At 59.8% G+C, this 15,329-nt stretch carries 14 protein-coding genes and 1 tRNA gene; 7 read left to right on the forward strand and 8 right to left on the reverse strand.

Annotation, left to right across the window (positions count from 1 at the left end; genetic code table 11):
- The 5 genes from NLM25_RS33250 to NLM25_RS33270 form a co-directional block, all read right to left on the reverse strand.
- Complete coding sequence (locus tag NLM25_RS33250; protein ID WP_254121933.1) at window positions 1-492, reverse strand: (2Fe-2S)-binding protein; 492 nt, start codon at window positions 490-492, stop codon at window positions 1-3.
- A gap of 22 nt (window positions 493-514) precedes the next feature.
- Window positions 515-1,621, reverse strand: coding sequence for an ABC transporter ATP-binding protein (locus tag NLM25_RS33255; RefSeq protein WP_254121935.1), 1,107 nt, complete (start codon window positions 1,619-1,621; stop codon window positions 515-517).
- An 18-nt stretch (window positions 1,622-1,639) separates the two neighbouring features.
- A complete protein-coding gene (locus NLM25_RS33260) occupies window positions 1,640-2,545 on the reverse strand; it encodes an ABC transporter permease (RefSeq protein WP_254139796.1) in 906 nt (301 codons plus the stop codon).
- On the reverse strand, window positions 2,542-3,420 hold the full coding sequence (locus NLM25_RS33265) for an ABC transporter permease (RefSeq protein WP_254121939.1): 879 nt from the start codon (window positions 3,418-3,420) through the stop codon (window positions 2,542-2,544). Before NLM25_RS33265 ends, NLM25_RS33260 begins: the two co-directional genes overlap by 4 nt.
- A gap of 83 nt (window positions 3,421-3,503) precedes the next feature.
- Window positions 3,504-4,865 carry a PotD/PotF family extracellular solute-binding protein gene (locus NLM25_RS33270; RefSeq protein WP_254139797.1) on the reverse strand — a complete coding sequence of 454 codons (1,362 nt, stop codon included), beginning with the start codon at window positions 4,863-4,865 and terminating at the stop codon, window positions 3,504-3,506.
- A 534-nt stretch (window positions 4,866-5,399) separates the two neighbouring features.
- Between NLM25_RS33270 and NLM25_RS33275 the strand changes: the two genes are divergently transcribed.
- Window positions 5,400-5,477 (forward strand) — tRNA-Met (locus NLM25_RS33275).
- Window positions 5,478-5,752: 275 nt separating this feature from the next.
- Here the strand turns inward: NLM25_RS33275 and NLM25_RS33280 are convergent.
- Window positions 5,753-7,300: a winged helix-turn-helix domain-containing tetratricopeptide repeat protein gene (locus NLM25_RS33280; protein ID WP_254121941.1), complete on the reverse strand. Its 1,548-nt coding sequence runs from the start codon at window positions 7,298-7,300 to the stop codon at window positions 5,753-5,755.
- A 144-nt stretch (window positions 7,301-7,444) separates the two neighbouring features.
- Here NLM25_RS33280 and NLM25_RS33285 point away from each other — a divergent pair, with 144 nt between their 5' ends.
- The 6 genes from NLM25_RS33285 to NLM25_RS33310 all read left to right on the forward strand — a co-directional run bounded on the left by NLM25_RS33285 (window position 7,445) and on the right by NLM25_RS33310 (window position 12,508).
- Window positions 7,445-7,684: a DUF1127 domain-containing protein gene (locus NLM25_RS33285; RefSeq protein WP_254121942.1), complete on the forward strand. Its 240-nt coding sequence runs from the start codon at window positions 7,445-7,447 to the stop codon at window positions 7,682-7,684.
- An 814-nt stretch (window positions 7,685-8,498) separates the two neighbouring features.
- Complete coding sequence (locus NLM25_RS33290) at window positions 8,499-9,338, forward strand: Crp/Fnr family transcriptional regulator (protein ID WP_254121943.1); 840 nt, start codon at window positions 8,499-8,501, stop codon at window positions 9,336-9,338.
- A 654-nt stretch (window positions 9,339-9,992) separates the two neighbouring features.
- Window positions 9,993-10,562, forward strand: coding sequence for a thermonuclease family protein (locus tag NLM25_RS33295; RefSeq protein WP_254121944.1), 570 nt, complete (start codon window positions 9,993-9,995; stop codon window positions 10,560-10,562).
- A 123-nt stretch (window positions 10,563-10,685) separates the two neighbouring features.
- The gene (locus tag NLM25_RS33300; RefSeq protein ID WP_254139798.1) at window positions 10,686-11,159 is read left to right on the forward strand and encodes a hypothetical protein; all 474 of its coding nucleotides are present in this window, start codon (window positions 10,686-10,688) and stop codon (window positions 11,157-11,159) included.
- A 274-nt stretch (window positions 11,160-11,433) separates the two neighbouring features.
- Complete coding sequence (locus tag NLM25_RS33305; protein WP_254121947.1) at window positions 11,434-11,928, forward strand: hypothetical protein; 495 nt, start codon at window positions 11,434-11,436, stop codon at window positions 11,926-11,928.
- Window positions 11,929-12,241: 313 nt separating this feature from the next.
- Window positions 12,242-12,508 carry a hypothetical protein gene (locus tag NLM25_RS33310; protein WP_254121949.1) on the forward strand — a complete coding sequence of 89 codons (267 nt, stop codon included), beginning with the start codon at window positions 12,242-12,244 and terminating at the stop codon, window positions 12,506-12,508.
- Between the two features lie 28 nt (window positions 12,509-12,536).
- Here the strand turns inward: NLM25_RS33310 and NLM25_RS33315 are convergent, their stop codons facing one another.
- Both NLM25_RS33315 and NLM25_RS33325 read right to left on the reverse strand, forming a co-directional pair.
- Entirely contained in the window at window positions 12,537-12,767 is a 231-nt protein-coding gene (locus tag NLM25_RS33315; protein ID WP_375166895.1) for a hypothetical protein, read from the reverse strand.
- Window positions 12,768-15,087: 2,320 nt separating this feature from the next.
- The gene (locus NLM25_RS33325) at window positions 15,088-15,306 is read right to left on the reverse strand and encodes a DUF6894 family protein (protein WP_254139799.1); all 219 of its coding nucleotides are present in this window, start codon (window positions 15,304-15,306) and stop codon (window positions 15,088-15,090) included.
- Window positions 15,307-15,329 lie beyond the last annotated feature (23 nt).

Below are 15,329 nucleotides of genomic sequence, written 5' to 3' on the forward strand. Positions count from 1 at the left end.
TCACTCTCCCTTGGCGGCATTCATGGCGGCGGCGCCGGCCATGACCGAGACGACGATGTTCTGGTAGCCGGTACAGCGGCAGATATTGCCTTCGAGGCCGTGGCGGACATCGGCCTCGGTCAGGTCAGGCTTCTCGGTGGCGAGCGCGATCGCGGTCATCAGCATGCCGGGCGTGCAGAAGCCGCATTGCAGGCCGTGATGCTCGCGAAAAGCCTCCTGCATCGGATGCATCTGGTTCGAACCGGGCGCGCCCTGCAGGCCTTCGATGGTGAGCAGCGGTGCGCCGTCGAGCGCGGGCGCCAGCAGGGTGCAACTCTTCACAGGCAGGCCGTTGAGATGCACCACACAGGCGCCGCACTGGCTGGTGTCGCAGCCGATGTGGGTGCCGGTGAGGTTGAGCTGCTCGCGCAGCAGCTCGGCGACGAGCGTCGCCGGTTCTACCTCGACAGTGGTGGGGCGGCCGTTGAGTGTAAAGGATATCTGCACGGTCATACTCCTGTGCGCGACGGGGTCGTTAGGCGAGAGGCAGTGCGCTGCCGGTGGCCCATGTGGCCATGACGACATCGCCGACGGTGAAGGGATCTGCGAAGAAGGTCTTTTCAGGCACGTAAGCGACGAACTCGTCGTCAGGCACGGTGTCGAGCATGACCTTGACGAAATAGCCCTGATATTCGATCGCGAGCACGCGGCTCGGTAACGACGTGGTGCAGCCCGGCGGCAGGTCCCTGCCCGGCCGCACCAGCGCAACATCGTCGCGGCGCACGGCGATATCGACCTTGTCGCCGACGCTGACGGTCGGCCGCGCCTGAAGCGGCACTTCGATGCCAGAGGGCGCGGCTTGCGCGAGCGTGAAGCTGGCGCCATTGACCTTCTCTACCCGACCGGACAGCACGTTCTGGCCGCCCATGAACTCGGCAACGTAACGATCGTGCGGATGGGCGTAGACGTCCCGCGCGGCACCTGCCTGCTTGATCTTGCCCTGTTCCATCACCACGACGAGATCGGCCAGCGCGATCGCCTCGAGCTGGGTGTGGGTGACGTGGATGAAGGTGATGCCGAGCTCCTGCTGCATCCGCCGCAGCTCCTGGCGCATCTGGACGCGGAGTTGCTCGTCGAGCGCGGACAGCGGCTCATCGAGCAGCAGCACGCGCGGCTCGGTGATCGCGGCCCGCGCCAGCGCGACGCGCTGCTGCTGGCCGCCGGAGAGCTGCGCCGGAAGGCGATCGGCAAACTGGGTCAGCCGCACCTTCTGGATCATGGCGTCCGCGGCGCGCAGCCGATCCGTCTTGGACTGGCCGCGCACACGAAGCGCAAAGGCAATGTTCTCGCGCACGGTCAGGTGCGGAAACAGCGCGTAGGACTGGAACATCATCGCGGTGCGGCGCTGCACCGGGGCAAGGCCGACGACGTTCTGGCCGCCGATCACGATCTCGCCCGCGGTCGGGTCCTCATGGCCGGCGATCATGCGCAGGATCGTGGTCTTGCCGCAGCCGGACGGGCCGATGAAGCAGCAATAGGCGCCGTCGGCGATTTTGAGGTTGACGCCGTCGACCACGTTAGTGACGCCGTCAAAGCTCTTGCAGACGCCTGCCAGTTCGATATCGCCGCGATCGCTTTTCATTCCTGACTCAACCCTTGCTCAACCTTTGGCCCGGCTGCCGCGCTTCTTCTGGATCAGCACGATGGTGCCGAGGCTTGCGCCGATGACGATGAAGGAGACGATGGTGGTCACCGTGCCGAGCGCATAGAGCGAGGGCGAGGTGACGTTGAGCGTCATGCTCCAGATTTCCAGCGGCAGCGTGTTGAGCGAGCCCGCGGTCTGCAGGCTGCGCGCGAACTCGTCATAGGACAGCGTGAAGCCGAACAGCGCAACTGCGACGAGACCGGGCGCCAGTACCGGGATCATCACCAGCCAGATCGACTGCCAGCGGCTGGCGCCGAGATCATAGGCCGCCTCTTCCCAGACATGGTTGAAGCGCGACATCACCGCGAACATCACCAGTACGCCGAACGGCAGCGTCCAGGACAGCTGCGCGCCGAGCGCCGAGGTGTACCAGCTCGCATCCAGTCCCAGCGCCTGGAACAGCAGACCCGTGCCGAGGCCGAGCACCAGGCCGGGCGCGACCAGACTGCCGATCATTATGTAAAAGACGAAGGTGTCGCCGCGGAAGCGCTTACGGAAGCCAAGCCCGGCGAGGAACGAGACCACGACGGTAATGATTGTGACGATCACCGCCAGCTTGATCGAGCGGTCGAACGAGCCCTTGACGTCGCCGGTCCGCGCTTGCGTGAACAGATCGACGAACCAATGCAGCGAATGGCCCTTCATCGGGAACACGAGCCCGCCGCGGATATCCTGGAACGACAGGATGTAGATGCAGAACATCGGGCCGTAGAGCGCTATCACGTAAGCCGCGAACAGCGTCGCCAGCACGTAGAAGGTCCAGGGCCGGCCGCCCTTGCTCGGCGCGATCGCCTTGGTTGATGCGGGCGCGATCGTTTTGGATGTGTCGGTTTTGGGCATGTCGGCGAGAACCGCGCTCATCGCGTGATCTCCTGCCTGATATCGACGGTGCGCAGGATCAGCGAGACGATCGCGACCAGCACCAGCGTCAGCAGCACCGCGCTTGCCGCCGCGGTCGGATATTGCAGCACGCCGACGTCTTCGTAGAACGCGCTGACCACGGAGGCCGAGCCGCCGCCGGACATCACCTTGACGACGAAGAAGTCGCCCATCACGATCGAGACCACGAAGATGGTGCCGAGCGCGATGCCGCTCTTGGACATCGGCACCACGATCAGGCGCATGATGTCGAAACGGCTGGCGCCCGCGTTGATCGCGGCCTCGATCAACTTCTTGTCGATCCGCGCCATGGAATTGAAGATCGGCACGATCATGAAGATCGTGAGCTGGTGGACATAGGCGATGATGACGGCGAAGTCGGAGAACAGCAGCACTTCCAGCGGCTGATGGACCACGCCGAGTGCCAGCAGCGCCTGGTTGATCAGGCCTTCCTTGCCGAGCAGCGGGATCCAGGAAATCATCCGGATGATGTTCGAGGTCCAGAACGGCACGGTGCAGAGCAGGAACAGGCCGATCGCGAGCAACTGGTTGCGGACATGGAAGACGAGGAAATAGGCGACGAAGAAGCCGATGATCAGCGTGAAGATCCAGGTCAGCACGGTGAATTTGATGGTCGCCAGATACAGTTTCAGCGTCAGGGCCGAATGCAGCACCTCGACATAGCTCGTGAGCGTAAAGTCGGGCGTCAGCCCGCCGAAGCCGTCGGTGGCGAAGAAGCTCGCGGTCAGCACGACCAGGATCGGCGCCACAAAGAACGGCACGAGCACCAGGACCAGCGGCGAGACGTAGAGCCAGCCGGCGAGATTGGCGCGTGATGGAGCTTGACTGGGCTGCATATCAGCAAATGCCTCGAAGTCGGTCTCATCAGCACCGGCGCGTGACGGCGCCGGTGCTTCGTTGACGTCAGGGAAAGCAGGTTTCAGGCCACCTTGAAGTCGTTCCAGCGCTTGTTCATGTAGGCGGCTTCGTCCATCAGCGTGTTCCAGCAGGAGATGTTCTTGACGCGATCGAGGAACGAGCCGCCGTCGCGCTTGGTGCCGGCCTTCTCCATCGGCACGCCGTAGGGATCGTTGATGACCTCCGGCGCCGGCTTGCCGTCGTACCAAAAATCCCATTCGGCGGCGGTCAGGAACTTCTTCGCGGTCGAGGGCACCGGGCTGTAGTAGCCGTAGCGGCCGACGAAGCCGCCCTGCCAGCCCGAGAGATACCAGTTGAGATATTCGTAGGCGGCATCGAGCTTCTTGCCGGAGAGATGCTTCATCAGGCCCATGCCGTTGCACCAGCCGCGATAGCCTTCCTTGCCGTTCTTGACGTTGACGGGCGCGTAGACGCAGGGGATTTCCTTGACGCGCACCGCGGCAACCGCCGGCGACCACATCGACTGGATCACCACTTCGCCCGCGGCCATCAGCTGCACCGACTGGTCGAAGGTGGTCCAAGTCGCGCGGAATTGGCCCTGCTTCTTCAGCTCGATCAGCTTGTTGCAGGTGAAGTCGATCTCCTCCTTGGTCATGTTGCCCTTGTTGCCGTACTTGATCAGTCCGGCACTTTCGAAGCAGAGCGCGGCATCCATGATGCCGATCGCGGGCACGTCGAAGATCGCCGCCTTGCCCTTGAACTTGGGATCGATCAGGTCCTTCCATTCGGTCACTTCGTGGCCGACGAGGTCGGGGCGATAGCCGATCGAGTCAGCGTTGTAGACCTGCGGCAGGAAGGTCGCCCACTCCGTGACGCCGTCGTGCAGATCGGTGGAGACTGGCTTCGAGATGTACATGGCCTCGTAGGGCGAGATGCCCTGACGCGGGATCTTGTGGCCGTCGATCTCGCCCTTGGTGAAGATCGGCAGGATGTTGTCGAACTCCTTGATCTTCTTGACCTCGATGCCCTGGATCACGCTGCGCTTGGCGGCGAGCTTGGCCTGCCAGCCCTCGAGATCGGCGATATCGACCGTATTAGGCTGGCTTATGAAGCGGTTGATGGCGGCCGAGGTGTCGAGGTTCTGCATGGTGACCTTGAAGCCGAGATCCTTGGCCGCCTGATCGCCGATCGCCTTCACCACCGAATAGGACACGCCGACATGGCGCAGCTCGATGTCCTTGATCTCCTGCGCCCAGATGGTCGGGAATCCGCGGATCGCATCCGAGCCTGCGGCTGCGCCCGCAACGGCCGCTGCGCCCTTCAACAGCATGCGCCGGCTCAGCTTTTTGGTCGACTTGTCGTTCGCCTTGGCTTTCAATCCCGCCGGATTGGAAGTGGACGTCCCCTTCGTCTCGTCAGACATGGCAACCCTCGTTGGTTACGATGAACGCTCGCACCGATCGCCATTGATCGGCTGCTTCCGTGATCAGTTGCGCGTGAGGCTAGGGGTGGGACTTTGCGAAGTAAAATTGGAAGTAAAAATTCGCCGCATAAACGCGGCTAATGGATCAGACTACTGCATTTGGTTTTGGCAGCGCGCTTAATTTGACGTCAGGATTTGCAAACGTGCGCAGTTTTAGAGCGCGATAGGTTGGATGGCATAAGGTTCGATTCCCTCAGCTAGGCCATCGATTTAGCCGACAAAAAGCAAATCCAACAAAATCAAATAGTTCTTCCGAATGGGCTTGCGCCATCCAAACGCCCAGCGCGACGTCCGCCGTTCTGCTAGGCGTAGCCGGCATGCTTTGGAAACCACGACCAAGAGTAAAATAGCGGGGCGTTCCTTACCTGCCTTCGACGAACCGCGCGCTCCCGCAATACAGTCACCAAACGCCACCTGAACAATCCAGTAAACCTCCTGCCGCGCGGCCTCGCTGGGAAACACTATTGGTCGAACGGGAGGTCGCACTTGGTCAGGTTGGCCGCACCGCTCATAACGGTCTGGTTGCAGGTTCAAGTCCTGCCGGGCCCACCAACATGATCAATAGCTTACTTCGTTCTCGTTGCCCGCAACGCGGCCGCCGCACCAGAAACCGCACCAGGCACGCCGATCTTTCGTTCGTGAAGACGTTTCGCGCTCCATCTCCCCGGCTGTGATCTCCCTCGCAACAAGTGCCATGACCGCTAACGAACAATCTCGGAGATGGATTTTCGAACTTTGGTGCGTCCGCAAGGGGCCATTCCCGGACTCGTGCACGGCAGCAACAAGGGTTTCTGTTCGATCGCCTCGTCGGCACCCGCGCACCGCGCTTATTCGGGTAACCCAGCTTTGCGAAGACCCTCGGTATACAGCTTCCAGCGTGATTGCCCGCCCCGGGCGATCCACGCAGATATTGTAAAAGCGGGATCGACTTTAAGCACATGCGCTGCCCACTCACGCGCCTCTGCGTCGCGTCCGAGATGGGCGAAAGCGGCGGCGAGACAGCGGTAAGCCGACGAATAGGGGTTCTGACGAAGGGCCTTCTTTCCAGCGACGATTGCCTCGTCAAAGCGCCCAAGCTCAATTAAGGCCACCCCCATCCCAGTAAACGGCCGGTATAGCAGCGGGTCTACCGGGCTCAAGCGGATAGCACGTTCAAAGCTGCGGAGCGCTTCCTCCGGCTGGGCTGCAATTGTATAGACCCAACCTCGGCCATTCCATGCGTGATGTGAATTTGGATTGAGCTTGACCGCCCGCTCTGCCAGTTCGATCTCACGTTCACTATCGCTGACCATGAATGCCGAGGTTGCGGCAGCCATAGCTAACGTATCGGGATCATCATCGTCGACGCTCAATGCATAGTGAGAAAGCCGAATTGCTTCGTTCCGCTCGGAATCAGGATCGTCAGCATAGCCAAAGAGGACGTTGTTCATGTGACAGAGACCTGCCAGAGCAGCGACAACGCCGAACCGGGGATCTAGCTCCAAAGCCCGACGAGCCAGCCTGATCGCCTCGGCCACCCCTTCACGGGTCATTGGGTAGTACTGTTGCGCGGCTCGAAGATAGAAATCATACGCGGTTAGGTCCTTCGGTCGTCGCCGCGCCGCCTCCGCAATTTCTGTTTGAAGTAATTTCGGGTGAATGGCTGAGACGACCGCGACCGTGACTTCGTCCTGAAGAACGAAAATATCAGTCAGGTCGCGCTCGAACCTGTCCACCCAAATGTGCGCGCCTGTCACCGCATCGACCAACTGCCCAGTGATGCGAACTTTGCCTGACGCCTTGCGCACCGCCCCCTCAAGGACGTAGCGCACGCCAAGTCTGCGCCCGACTTCCTTAATATCGACGGCTCGGCCTTTGAAGGTGAAGCTAGAATTGCGAGCGATCACGAACAACGATTTGAACCGCGAGAGCGCGGTGATGATCTCCTCAACCATTCCGTCCGCAAAATATTCCTGCTCGGGATCGCCGCTCATGTTATCGAACGGCAATACCGCGATGGAGGGCTTGTCGGGGAGCGCAAGAGCGCTCTCGGGCGCATCGCCCGGATCCGGGCCCGCAATTTGTCGCGTCTCCTGCACCTGTCCCACGAAACGGAAGCCCTTGCGCGGAAACGTCTTGATGAGGCGCTGCTCCTTGCCGGTATCGCCGATGGCCGCGCGGACAGCATTCAGGCGGGTCGTAAGCGCAGCATCGGACACAATGCGACCATTCCAAATGGCATTGATGAGGTCGCCCTTGCTGACAACCCGCTCCCTGTTGCGGATCAGGTAATCGAGCAGGTCAAAAACCTGCGGTGTGATCGACACCGCATCGGTCCGCCGATGCAGCTCGCGCCGGTTGGTGTCGAATGCATATTCCTCGAAAAGATAGCGCAAGCTGCCATTCCTTCTCGGGGCCGCCTCTGTATTAGCGCATGAAGAATAAGCCGCCAGTAAGAGAAATGTAAGCCACCAGTTAAGCGCGCCGGCACCTCTTGGCGCAACCTCCGCCTGGTGAATAGTCGGGACAGGATACCCTCAATGAGCACGATCCAGGGGATTACCAAATTGGCACCGGCAACAGAAAGGCGGCAGGTCTACGGTCCTACAGAAGCATACTGGAACGCATTTCAGGAGTGGCACAAACGCCGGAGATTACTGGCCAACTTGTGCGATTTAAGTGACAGGGAGCTTATGGATATCGGTATTACGCGCGGCGAAATCGGCTACGTCGCCTCGCACCGGGGTAGCGATCCGAGAGGCATCCTGTCTGGTGAGTGAAGCCGACATCTGATAGCGGGGGAAGGTCGAACGATTAGTCACGGCCAGAAGGCGTAATTGCGCAGATGCTGACTTCCGATATGGGTCAATCGAATCGATCGGCTATGTCCGTGGTCGCGTCCGGTCTACCACAGAGAGCTGAGGTCAACGCGAATATGGACGTTCGACGCTAAGGGCCACGTGCGGCCGTGGCAGGGACCGCTCAGGTCGAGCGAAAGGCGAGAAAAAATTTGACGGGACGTGAACCAATTCACATCTGGCGAGGCCGGCCGGGGAAAGTATGAAGCGGTACATTAGCAGAACCAAGGTCGGGGGAACGATTGCCAAACCTGCTGCTACGGAGTGCTCCATGAGCGGCGAACGGTGGCCTTACTTTGCCGGCGTTGCATCGATCATCCTAGCGATATCCTTTGCGTACTTGCTTGAACGGAAGTGCCAAAGAGAGCTTGCATTTCAACGCTCCTTTCCATCCGCTCTGTCCGAGCTAATTGTAGGAGACGAGCCGATTAGGTGTTGGTTTGATAATTGATCTATGTGGAGGCCGGCTACTGCTCTGGGGCACAAGCAGCGGTCCGGCCCCTCGGCGAAGGAATCCGTCTACGGGCAGAAACGGCTTTGTGCATCGCAGGACGAAGCCCCCGGCGCCCCGCCCGGCCTGAGCGTTGACACGCTACCGGCCACACGCCTGTGATCACTAAAAACAACCGCGCCGGGTAATATTGAACGTGGATCGATACCGCTTGTGTTGTCCGACTTCGACTGTCACGTATCCGCGAACTCCTACATAACCGAATGTTTGCATAGGGGTGATCCGATGAATTCCAATGCAGATTTTTCGAGAATTCTAGACCGCATACTTGATACGGCGGCCGACAATTTCAGGATCGCAAAGATCCTCGTTCAAATGGGATTTGATCCCGACAACATCACCTACGACGCACTGTTCAATCGGCTGTTTGAAATTGTGTTGGCGAATATCACGCTCGCCAACATGTTCGCCTTGGTTGGCGCCATATTCTTTGTCGCTACCTTGCTGATGCAAAGAATGGTGCCGCTGCGGGTCGCGAATATGGTCGGCTGTACATTCTTCGCAATTTCTTGCGCGCTTTCCGGAAGCGTCGCCACCTTTCTGCTTTATCTGCTGCTGTTGCCAGTCAATGCCGTTCGCCTCCGCCAACTGCTCAAGCTCGTTAAGAAAGCACGTAACGCGACGCGGGGTGACAGGTCGATGGAATGGCTCAAACCATTCATGACCGAACGTAGATATCGCCGAGGCGACATACTCTTCAGGAAAGGTGATGCCGCTTCGGAGATGTTCCTCATCGTCACCGGGAAGTTTCTCGTCAAAGAAATCGGCGTCGAGCTTCCGCCAGGGCGCTTCATGGGAGAGCTTGGCTTCCTCACACCCGATAACCGGCGAACCGCGACCGTCGAGTGCATAGAAGAGGGCCAAGTCCTGACCATAACTTATGAAAGGCTACTTGAAATCTATTTTCAGAGTGATCAGCAATTCGGCTACCATATCCTCCTTCTGACCAGCCAGCGTCTCCTGGAAAACAACCAACGACTCCAGGAAAGCATCTCGCGGCTGGAAGCAGCTCGCGCACAAGAGAAGGCGGCGCGACAGATGGCAGCTGCGCGGGGAGCAGCTTGAATGGCATTAACTACCATGGGGTACTACTGTCGCCGCGCAGTGCGGCTCTCGCGACGCAACGATGTCCGCTTGGGGTCACAAGCGGACTCCGCTACGTTGGTCGTCGAAGGTCCGCTAACGGCCTAATAGGCGTCATCAATACCGTCGCACACGAAGGTTCGCCAAGGGCCACGGGAAGGCGTCGGGTTGACTGCGGCAGGCGTCCACAAAGGGCGGAAAAGTGGTCGAACATAGAATATGACTCAGGCGGCTCGGTGTCTCGCGGTGCGGATACAGGCAACTGACAAACGTGGGTTTATGGTGCGCTCGGAGGGCGGACTCATCTATCGTGATCTCAAGCGGCCGCCACCAAAATCAGTAGGGCCTCCACCGAAAAGGAAAAGGTGTTGATGAGTTGGCGCTTCCCGCCGGTAACGTCCCGGCTCCGCAACCGAACCCAGCTATAGTGTCTGCCAGGCAGTGGTCCGCGCGGCTCTGCGTATGGTCGCCGCCGACCCGTTGGGGTGCGGCGGCTTCCAAGGTGAACGATCCGTAGAGGGTCGGTTTGGGGCGGTGCTCTTAGCGGGGAACCGCCCCCTTCCTTTGCGGACGTTGACAATCAACATACGTGAAAAACATCGTATTCCCATGCGGAAAACCCGTAGTTCACAGCCTATGAACACGCTGCAGCGACAAAGCGAACTGCAGATCATCACCACGGCACGAATTTCGCTCATAGCGTGCGTTTTTATCGCGGGCACGATCACGGGCGCGGCCGCCGGCGAGATCGTCGGCCAGGCGAACGTTATCGACGGCGACACACTGGAATTGCACGGCGTTCGCATACGCCTTTGGGGCGTCGACGCACCAGAGAGCGGCCAGTTCTGCCGCGGTGAGGACAGCCTGCAATATCGCTGCGGAGCCCAAGCCGCGAACGCGCTCGACGCTTTCATCGCGCGGCGGCCGATAAATTGCGTGTCCATCAGCCTCGATCGTTACGGACGCAGGGTCGCGACCTGCGCGGTAGCCGATGCCGACCTCGGTGAATGGCTTGTACAGCAGGGGTTGGCGCTCGACTGGCCGCAATATTCCAACGGCCGGTACGGTGCAGTTCAGCAGCAGGCCGAGCGGTCGGGTCGCGGCATCTGGAAAGGCAGCTACGTCGAACCCTGGCTCTATCGGATCTGTGTCAGAGGTGGTGGCAAGCCGGCCGTGTGCTCCGATGACGCGAACGTTCGACGGTGAGAGGCGACGCGTCATTCCGGCTGTTAACCTCGACGCTAACGCCAGTTGCTGACAACTTCTACTGCAACCGGCAGACGCGCGCGTAAGCCACCGTCGGCGCCCGCTGGCGGCGGCGATGTTCCCTTGCTCGGCGTGGAGCGGAGACTGCTGGCAGCCCTCGCCGCGGTTCATCCCGCCGGCATGACCGAGGCGCAGTGGGCGGTCGCGGCCGGCCGGAAGCGCAAGGGCGGCACTCGGAGCACCTATCTGTCGAGCCTGCGCACCGCAGGCTGCATCGAGCGCCGCGGCGAGAAGTACTTCGCGACCGCCGACGCGATCCACGCTCTAGGTGACGTCGTCCCGACGCTGCCGCCACCCGGGCCCGAGCTGGTCGCCTTCTGGAAACCGAAGCCCTCCGGCGTCGGACCGATGCTCGATGCGCTCACCGAACATTACCCGAATGCGATTAGCCGCGAAGACCTCGCGGCCGAGCTGAAGCTCGCCGCCGCCGGCGGGACTTTCAGCACCTACGTCTCGCGGCTCCGCTCCCCGGGACTCGTCGAGGTCAATGGCCGCGATATTCGCCTGGCGCCGGCCCTGATGGGGGACGCTTCGTGACTGATCGTGCCCCTTCTCAAAGCTGAAGGGTCCGGTTTCGTTCGCGATCGGCGTGATGGGCCTCAGTGACGAGCCAGGAACATCGTCGCGCCTGCCAAGTTTTCCCGATGTCCTCAGGCTCGTGAGGGCAAACCTTGGAGGCCCCGGCTCATCCCCCTTTGGGCCGGCGCCCTTTTTGACGAAGCGAGACCTGTTGACCAACCTCTTGGGCTCGGTCTCATCCCTCGAAACCCAGCGGCTGGTCTAGAAGCCAGCACTTCCCTATTCTTTGGATATGACCGCCCTCACGCGCCGCCGCAGCGACAATCCAAACCAGGAAACCTGGCACATCTATTTTGACGACGTCCGTGTCGGCACTATTGGCGAGCGCGCCGGCGTGCCAGTTCATGCCGATCAATGGGCTTGGTCGGTCGGCTTCTACCCCGGCATGGAGCCGGGCACGCGACGCAGCGGCATCGCCGAGAGCTTCGATGCCGCTCGGCAGGCCTTTGAGACGGCTTGGTCCGAGTTAGAGCCCTCCATCCCCGATAGCGCTTTCGCGGAGTGGCGCTACGACCGAGACTGGCGGGCCGAGATGCCTGCGAGGCGCGCCCGCGGCGAGAAGCGCGACAGCGAGATCCGCAGCACGCTGATGCGCTGCGGCTGCGGCGCCGAGTTTGACAGCTGGAAGCCGCAAGAGAGCTACCCTCACCGCCAGCACATCTATGCTGCGCAAGCGGCCGAAAAAATCCAGAGGCGTACTGGCGCACTCGCAAAGCTATCAAGATAGTCGATGCTGGCGGACTTCTCCTGGCTTCATTTGCAATGCCGCCGCATCCTCGGCGCTCAACTCCCGCTGGACTAGGCTGGCCGTCCAGCCCTCCGGGATCGCATCGAGCACGTAGTTGACAGCGCTGTCGCGCTCCGTCGCTGCAAGCCAAATCTGGCGCTCGCCGCTGTCAGTTGTCACCCGCACTAAATGAACTCTTTGCATGGGCCTACAAGCACAACAATGCGCGTTGGTTGCATGGCAACCCTAGCTGAATTAGGCAGAACTCACCATTTGGAGTTAGGAAGACTGGATCAAATATGGAAAGCTGCGCATGAAGAACGTTGAGGCCCGCCCCTACTCCGACCCTGAAGCTGCGGCCCGAAAGCTCGTCGAACTCGCCGCCAGTATCGAGCCGGTGCAGGATGGTCGGATCTATATCGAGCGCATCAACGCGCCCTTCCTATTCACGCTGAAGGCGAGCGGCAGCGAGTTCGGAGCCGGCTTGAAGTTTGCCGTGCAACAGGGCTGGCTCGAGCTGCACGAGAGCGGAACGTTTGTGCGGCTCATCGATGGCAGTAAGGATCTCATTGCGACTTAGAAACCACGTCCTCCAAGCTGAGGCGGACTTAATTCATTTTCCGAGATCCAATATTGATCAAGAAGATCGGCTTGCCGGCTTCATCCGTCACCTCTAGCGACCATTCCTGTCCAGGGCGAAACCTCCCGTCGATGTCCTTAAAGACTTCGCCAGCAAAGATCGTAGCGTTGTGCCACGCCGCTTCGTCGTCGGGCAAATCCTCTCCTGTGTCATCGGTGCTCGGCACTGCGCTATGAACATTGAAGAAGTATCTCGGCATTTCCGATTAACACAGGTTAGTCGTCGTAGTTCCACAATCTTCTACTTCGCGCGTTGTCGGCTGACTTGTGTGTGCGGTGGGCTACCTCTGTCCCACGAGGTAATGCCTTTCCGGAGGCCGCAGCGAATGGAAGATGGCCGTAACTTCGAGAACAGGCCCCGCTCTATTGCGGACCTCGACAGCAATCGAAGACCCTTCGACGACTGCTTCACGAGCTGCGTTTAGGAGGGCATCATGGCCAGGCGAGTTGACCCACTCGTGGCGTGATTTGGTTCTCCAGTTTAGCCTGAGCTATGGCCTACGAGCGTTCCAGAGAAGTGTACCGGCCGTTCCGCGAGGATCGCGCGAGTTCGCGGTGGCCTACGCCCGCTACCTGACGGGCTACCGGAACAGTCTTGAGGCGCTTAAACAACCGCCTCCTGACACGTTCCTAGGCCGGAAGACGCAAGAGCCGTTCCCCAAAGAAGATGCGTAGTAAGGCCGAAGGTTAGCCAAATGCGCCTCTTGAGCGGTTCCCGAAAAGTTCGAGCCGCGCGCAAAAATAAAGTTCCCGGTTCGTTAACCTAAGTTGTCGTCGCACGGTGCCGATACTGTACGGTTAGTCCATCACCGCACGGTCCGTGGCATTTATCGGTGATGAGAACGCCATCACGCGCTCCCGCCTTCCCCCAACGGAAAGGAGCAGCGCCATGACAGAGCGTCGGCGTCGTATCAAGCAGACTGTGGACTTGGAAGCGCGGCTCGCGGCGGAAGCCATCCGCTTGCGTAATGAGGCCAAGAAGGCCGCCCCAGGTATCGAGCGCGAGAGCCTTCTGCGGAAGGCTCGCCAGTGCGAGACGGGTTCGCACATGAGCGAGTGGTTGAGATCGCCCGGCTTACAGCCGCCGAGATGAGGCTATGATCGAACAACCTCACACCAATCCATATTCGGTTCAGGCACGTATCTGTCTTGGCATCGCGGCCTTTGGCGCCGCACTGTTTGTTGCAGCACTATTCATGGGCATGAGGTAAGGCCGCCTCAGTTGGCGGCCTCTTCATTGGAGCATCTTCAAAATCTGGTGCTATCCTAATTAGGACAGTAGCCAAAATACGCCACTGCGCTCGGAAAGGCAGGGACCGCTCCCGCTGGGGCTGGCTGAGCAGGTGGCCGTCCCGCGACCGAGCATTGAATCAGATCCATCCCGATCGTTCTCAAGCTGGCATGTTCGGAGGGATTGACTGTTCACATTGCACCGCTGAGCACACTAACTTTGCGGACGGTTCGGGCAAGCGCGTGCGATGCAGCACAAGATAAGGGCCGCTGCTTTGTACAGCGGCCCTCACTTTCCGGGTTTCAAAATTTTCGACCGGTTTGCCTAATTATCCCGACAAGCGCCGCTTCCGCCATAACATTTGTGAATCAGTGCACCCATCAGCGACATAGTTATTCCAGGGTTGCAGCCGTGAGAGGGAGACGTTGTCGATCGACGTCGCTGACCTCCATTTCGGCTTCTGTTGGCAATTCAAACAGGAACTCCCTGAGTCTTTCTAAAAGGGATTCACATAGGTGATGCGTAATACGCGATGGCTCGAATTAGCTTGCCCGGACGTCGGGGGCAATTCAGGGAGAAACGTCATTGAATGAGAGTGGGCCACAGTCGAGATTCTTCGTACGGCAAGGAGGGAACGGTTGGATGGTTTACGATCGAGAACGTAGAGGACCAGCTCTGATTGGGAGGAATTTTGCGGAAAATCTTACCCTGGAACAAGCCGAACGGGCGAAGCGAATTCTGACGCCGACTACTCAGCCAGATGGCGGTGTCTGATCTAAGCGGAGGATCGATTATGGCGCATTGCGTGATTGTTCGAGCCTACGGAAGGCAACTGGATCAACTTCGCGGCGAAGCTTCCCGCATCTCAAGAGGTCACAAAGTAGATTGGTGGATCGAGCACGGCGGAAAAGGCACTCAATTTTGCTTTGAGGACGCTCGAGCAAAGAAGATGTTCGCCTCGCTCTGCGACGATTTTGCTGTTCAATGCATTGAGACCTGATGAGGGCCGGCCACTGTGGACAGGGCGCATGAGGCCGACAGCTGGGGCGGCCCTACTCCACGTCCATAGGCACATTTGTGGGCGTCCGCCTCTTCAGGCGCCAATAGCCTATCAACGCGCGCCACTCGAAAACGTTGATCGTGACGCCGATAATCGCCGTCCCGATCCCCGACATTGGCAGAATCATCTCGAGCATCGACCCACCGCGCGCCGGGTCGATGTTCCTAGGTGCGAAAGTGAGCAGTCGTTCCAAATAGCTTTTCGGGCTCAAATCGGGAAAAACCGGCACCTACCCGCTTGACCTGGATATCAACAACCTGACGGTGACCGATCCAATGGGACCGTCTTGCGAGGAAACATCCAGAGTGAGCTCCCCCATCGTTTCGTCGAGTTGCTCAATCGCCATTGAGAGCGCCGCGTCGGCAGCCTGCCGAAGTGCCTCCTCGGCGTCGGGATAATCAATCCCTTCGTCGGTTAGTTCTCCCCGTTGCTGAAAGTAGAAACGCATCGCTTGATCCTGGCTCGCTGCAA

Source organism: Bradyrhizobium sp. CCGB01 (genome assembly GCF_024199795.1).
Taxonomy (GTDB): Bacteria; Pseudomonadota; Alphaproteobacteria; order Rhizobiales; family Xanthobacteraceae; genus Bradyrhizobium.

Excerpts from the sequence above, each read along its gene's own strand:
- NLM25_RS33250 (WP_254121933.1), bottom strand. The coding sequence starts at position 492 with ATGACCGTGCAGATATCCTTTACACTCAACGGCCGCCCCACCACTGTC.
- NLM25_RS33255 (WP_254121935.1), bottom strand. The coding sequence starts at position 1,621 with ATGAAAAGCGATCGCGGCGATATCGAACTGGCAGGCGTCTGCAAGAGC.
- NLM25_RS33260 (WP_254139796.1), bottom strand. The coding sequence starts at position 2,545 with ATGAGCGCGGTTCTCGCCGACATGCCCAAAACCGACACATCCAAAACG.
- NLM25_RS33265 (WP_254121939.1), bottom strand. The coding sequence starts at position 3,420 with ATGCAGCCCAGTCAAGCTCCATCACGCGCCAATCTCGCCGGCTGGCTC.
- NLM25_RS33270 (WP_254139797.1), bottom strand. The coding sequence starts at position 4,865 with ATGTCTGACGAGACGAAGGGGACGTCCACTTCCAATCCGGCGGGATTG.
- NLM25_RS33285 (WP_254121942.1), top strand. The coding sequence starts at position 7,445 with ATGAGCACGATCCAGGGGATTACCAAATTGGCACCGGCAACAGAAAGG.
- NLM25_RS33290 (WP_254121943.1), top strand. The coding sequence starts at position 8,499 with ATGAATTCCAATGCAGATTTTTCGAGAATTCTAGACCGCATACTTGAT.
- NLM25_RS33295 (WP_254121944.1), top strand. The coding sequence starts at position 9,993 with ATGAACACGCTGCAGCGACAAAGCGAACTGCAGATCATCACCACGGCA.
- NLM25_RS33305 (WP_254121947.1), top strand. The coding sequence starts at position 11,434 with ATGACCGCCCTCACGCGCCGCCGCAGCGACAATCCAAACCAGGAAACC.
- NLM25_RS33310 (WP_254121949.1), top strand. The coding sequence starts at position 12,242 with ATGAAGAACGTTGAGGCCCGCCCCTACTCCGACCCTGAAGCTGCGGCC.
- NLM25_RS33315 (WP_375166895.1), bottom strand. The coding sequence starts at position 12,767 with ATGCCGAGATACTTCTTCAATGTTCATAGCGCAGTGCCGAGCACCGAT.
- NLM25_RS33325 (WP_254139799.1), bottom strand. The coding sequence starts at position 15,306 with ATGCGTTTCTACTTTCAGCAACGGGGAGAACTAACCGACGAAGGGATT.